Consider the following 3699-nt stretch of genomic DNA (forward strand, 5'->3'; position numbering starts at 1 on the left):
CAAGTCGTCCCTTCGGGCGCGTTGCGGTGAATCCCCCCGAGGGCCGGACGGGCGCTCGTGAGACGGGCCCGGGGCCCGCCCGCCTTCGCGGTGGCCTTCCGTGACGTTCATGTTCGCCGCGGGCGTCCGGCGCCGGGAACGCGTCACCGGCCCACGCTGCCCGTTCGCACGGGGCCTCTGCCCGGACGTGCCGAGTTCCGCCGGTACCGTCCGCGAGGATGGGCGCATGGACAAGGTGACGGCGCTGACCCCCGCCGCCTCGGCGGGCGACTGGCACGAGGCGTTCACCGCCCTGCACGGGGCCAGCCGGGTGTGGGTGCCCGACCGGGCCGCCCCGTGGACCGGGCGGCTCGACTGGCGGCGGTCACCGGGCTACGCCCTCGCGCTGTGCGCCGGCGGCCGACAGACGGTGACCCGGAGCGCCCGGCACATCGAGCGCGATCCGCGCGGCACGTACGAACTGCTCGTGCCGCTGGCCGGGGCGGCCCAGGTCGAGCAGGGCAGCGCCTCGGGCAAGGTCACGCCCGGTGTCATGGCCCTTTGTCCGGTGGACCGGCCGCTGGTCTTCGCGCACGACGCGGGATTCCGCTCGGTGTCGCTGATCGTGCCGGGCCGCGAGGTCGTCGCCCGCAGCCCCGCCGTCGCGCGGGCGCCCCGGCTGTTCGGCGCGGACGCGGGACTCGGCCGGGTGGTGCGGTCCATGGTCACCACGCTGCACGAGGAGCGGGACGCGCTCACCGACACGCTCTTCGACCTCGCCTGCGAACGGCTGCTGGATCTGGTGTGCCTGGCGGCGGACGGGGCCACCGACACGGCTCCGACCGGGGAACGGGCCAGGACCGAGGCCGCGATCCGCCGCCACGTCCGCCGCCACGCCGCCGACGCCGGTCTGGACGTCGGGGGCATCGCAAGCGCCCTCGGCTGGTCGACCCGGTACATCCAGCAGGTGCTCCGGGACGGGGGGACGACCGCGCGCGATCTGGTCCGCCGTGAGCGGCTGCTCCTGGCCCGGACCCGGCTGTCGGCTCCGGGCTGGGCCGACCGGTCGGTCGCGGACATCGCCCACGCCTGCGGCTTCGGCAGCCACGCCGCGTTCAGCACGGCGTTCCGGCGGGAGTTCGGCCTGACACCGCGCGAGGCCAGGCGGGCGGCCCTCGCGCCGACGGAGCGGGACGGGGAGCCGGTCGGGCGCGCGGCGGGCGGTCACGTGCCGGTCGGGGTGAAGTAGCGGCGCGGGTTGTCGACCAGCATCGTCGTGAGCTGCTCCTCGGTGACGCCCGCCCGGCGCAGCGCGGGGAGCACCTGGTCGTGCAGGTGGGTGTGGTGCCAGTCCGGGGCGACGGCCTCGCGGACGCCCGGCGGGAACCAGTCGATGTGGCACGAGGCGTCGTGCGAGAGGACCATCCGGTCGGCCAGGCCCTCCCCGGCGAGGGCGGCGACGGTCGCCACCCGCTGGTCGCCGGGGAGCAGCAGGTCGAGGCCGAAGCGGTCCATGCCGAGGTACGAGCCGTTGTCGACGAGCCGGTGCAGGTAGTCCAGGTCGGCGGTGTCGCCGCTGTGTCCGATGACGACCGCGCCGAGGTCCACGCCCTCCCGGCGCAGCACCTCCTGCGCGGTGAGTCCGGTGCGGGCGGCCGCGGCGGTGTGGACGGTGATCGGTGCTCCGGTCCGCAGATGGGCCTGGGCGACGGCCCGCATGACCCGTTCGACACCCGGGGTGAGTTCGGCCTCGATGGCGCATTTGAGGAAGGCGGCGCGGATGCCGGTGCCGGCGATGCCCTCTTCGAGCTCGCGGACGAAGAGCTCGGTCATGCCGTCGGGGCCGCCGAGCAGGGTCCCGGGCCCGTGGTAGCGGAAGAAGTCCGGGATGTCGCCGAGGGTGTACACCCCGGTGGCGGCGACGATGTTCAGGTCCACCTGTTCGTTCACCCGGGCGACCCGGCGCACGTCCCGCCCCAGGCCGATGACGGTGGGGTCGACGAGGGTGGTGACGCCGGTCGCGGCCAGGGCCTTCAGCCGGGTCACGGCGTCGGCGACGCGCTCCTCCTCGTCCCAGGTCTCCGGCATGCTGCGCCGGAACTCCTCGCTGAGGACGAAGACGTGCTCGTGCATGAGGACGGTGCCGAGGTCGGCGAGGGCCACGGGCCCCCGGACGGTGGGGATGGTGGGGCCGGAGGGGGCGGCGGGTGCCATGGTGGGTCCTTCGGTCTGCTCGTGGCCGAGCCCGAGGATCCCGCGGCCCGGTCCGCTGGAACGGTGACGCGGTCCACTCTCGGGGAGCCGTGGCCGGGGCGGCTTTCGCCCCGGCGCACGCCGCTTGTCCGGGGACGCGTGGTGCCGCCCGCGCCGCCGCGGGCGCCTGACTCACGGCCCGGGAGAGGGTCGCCCCGGCGGCCGGCGCGAGCCGGATGCCGTCCTCGTCGGGTGCCCGTGAGCACGTGGGCCGCCGACCCGTTCGCCGGCGAGCAGGCGAGGCGCCCCCTGCACCGCGCCCTCGGCCACCTGGGCCGCGACTCCTTCGACGAGCGCTTCGCGTACGGCTTGGCCGCGTTCCGCACACGACGCTGGACGCGCCGGGCCGAGCACGCGCGGGGTGCGGTCAGGCGTCGAACTCCGTCAGTTCGCGCGGGAGCGAGAACCGCAGGCCCTCGCGCGCGACCCGCACCGTGCTCACCTCCGGGTAGCCGCGCGCGGCCAGCTCCGCGAGCACGGCCTCGACAGACTCGGCGGGCGCCGAGGCACCCGCCGTCACCCCGACGACGTCGACGCCCGCCAGCCACCGGTCGTCGATCGCCGCCGGATCGTCGACCAGGTGGGCCGGGGTGCCACCGGCCCGCGCCACCTCCACCAGGCGCCCCGAGTTGTGGGAGTTCACGTCGCCCACGACCAGCACGAGGTCGGTCGCCTCGGCCAGCTTCCGCGCGCCCGCCTGCCGGTTCTGCGCGGCGTAGCAGATGTCGTCGCTCGGCGGGTCCTGGAGCCCGGGGAAGCGCCCGCGCAGTTCCGCCACGACCCGTGCGGTGTCCGCCACGGCGAGCGTGGTCTGCGCGAGCCACACGAGCCGCCCCGGGTGCGCGAGCTCCAGCGTGCGGGCGCCTTCGAGACCGTGCACGACGTGGGTGCGTCCGGGCGCCGCTCCGACGGTGCCGACGACCTCGTCGTGGCCCGGGTCCCCGATCAGCAGGATGTCGTAGCCGAGGCCCGCGTACCGCCGGGCCTCGCGGTGCACCTTGGTCACCAGCGGGCAGGTGGCGTCGACGGTCCGCAGGCCACGGCCCGCCGCCGCGTCCCGTACCGCCGGAGCGACGCCATGGGCGGCGAGGACGAGCACCCCGCCCGACGGGACCTCGTCGACCTCCTCGACGAACACCGCGCCCAGGTCCCGCAGCCGCTCCACGACCCGCCGGTTGTGCACGATCTGACGGCGCACGTAGACGGGTGCCCCGTGCCGGGCGAGGGCGAGTTCGACGGTCTCGACGGCACGGGCGACCCCGGCACAGAATCCGCTGGGCGCGGCGAGCAGCACTCTCCCCATGACGTCCTCCAGGAATCGTCCGTTGAGGGGAGGGAAACACGGACCACCGCGCCGGTCTCCCGCCCGGCCCGAACCATGCCCCGAGGGGCACCGGGCCCGCCCGAACGGGCGCGGTTCCACGGCGCGGACCTGAAGGGTGTTGCGGAAGGCCCGTTTCGGGCCGT

The 3699-nt window shown here is 75.7% G+C and carries 3 protein-coding genes; 1 reads left to right on the top strand and 2 read right to left on the bottom strand.

Features of this window, described 5'->3' with window-relative positions:
• The first annotated feature begins 226 nt into the window (after positions 1-226).
• On the top strand, positions 227-1228 hold the full coding sequence (locus ACIPXM_RS20615) for an AraC family transcriptional regulator (protein WP_401657327.1): 1002 nt from the start codon (positions 227-229) through the stop codon (positions 1226-1228).
• Here the strand turns inward: ACIPXM_RS20615 and ACIPXM_RS20620 are convergent.
• Positions 1204-2193, bottom strand: coding sequence for a phosphotriesterase (locus ACIPXM_RS20620; RefSeq protein ID WP_401657329.1), 990 nt, complete (start codon positions 2191-2193; stop codon positions 1204-1206). The two genes, ACIPXM_RS20615 and ACIPXM_RS20620, sit on opposite strands and share 25 nt — an antisense overlap.
• Before the next feature lie 406 nt (positions 2194-2599).
• The gene (gene ispH / locus ACIPXM_RS20625; protein ID WP_401657331.1) at positions 2600-3535 is read right to left on the bottom strand and encodes a 4-hydroxy-3-methylbut-2-enyl diphosphate reductase; all 936 of its coding nucleotides are present in this window, start codon (positions 3533-3535) and stop codon (positions 2600-2602) included.
• Between the last annotated feature and the right edge of the window lie 164 nt (positions 3536-3699).

Origin of the sequence: Streptomyces sp. NPDC090025, from assembly GCF_044748125.1 — a bacterium.
GTDB lineage: Bacteria > Actinomycetota > Actinomycetes > Streptomycetales > Streptomycetaceae > Streptomyces.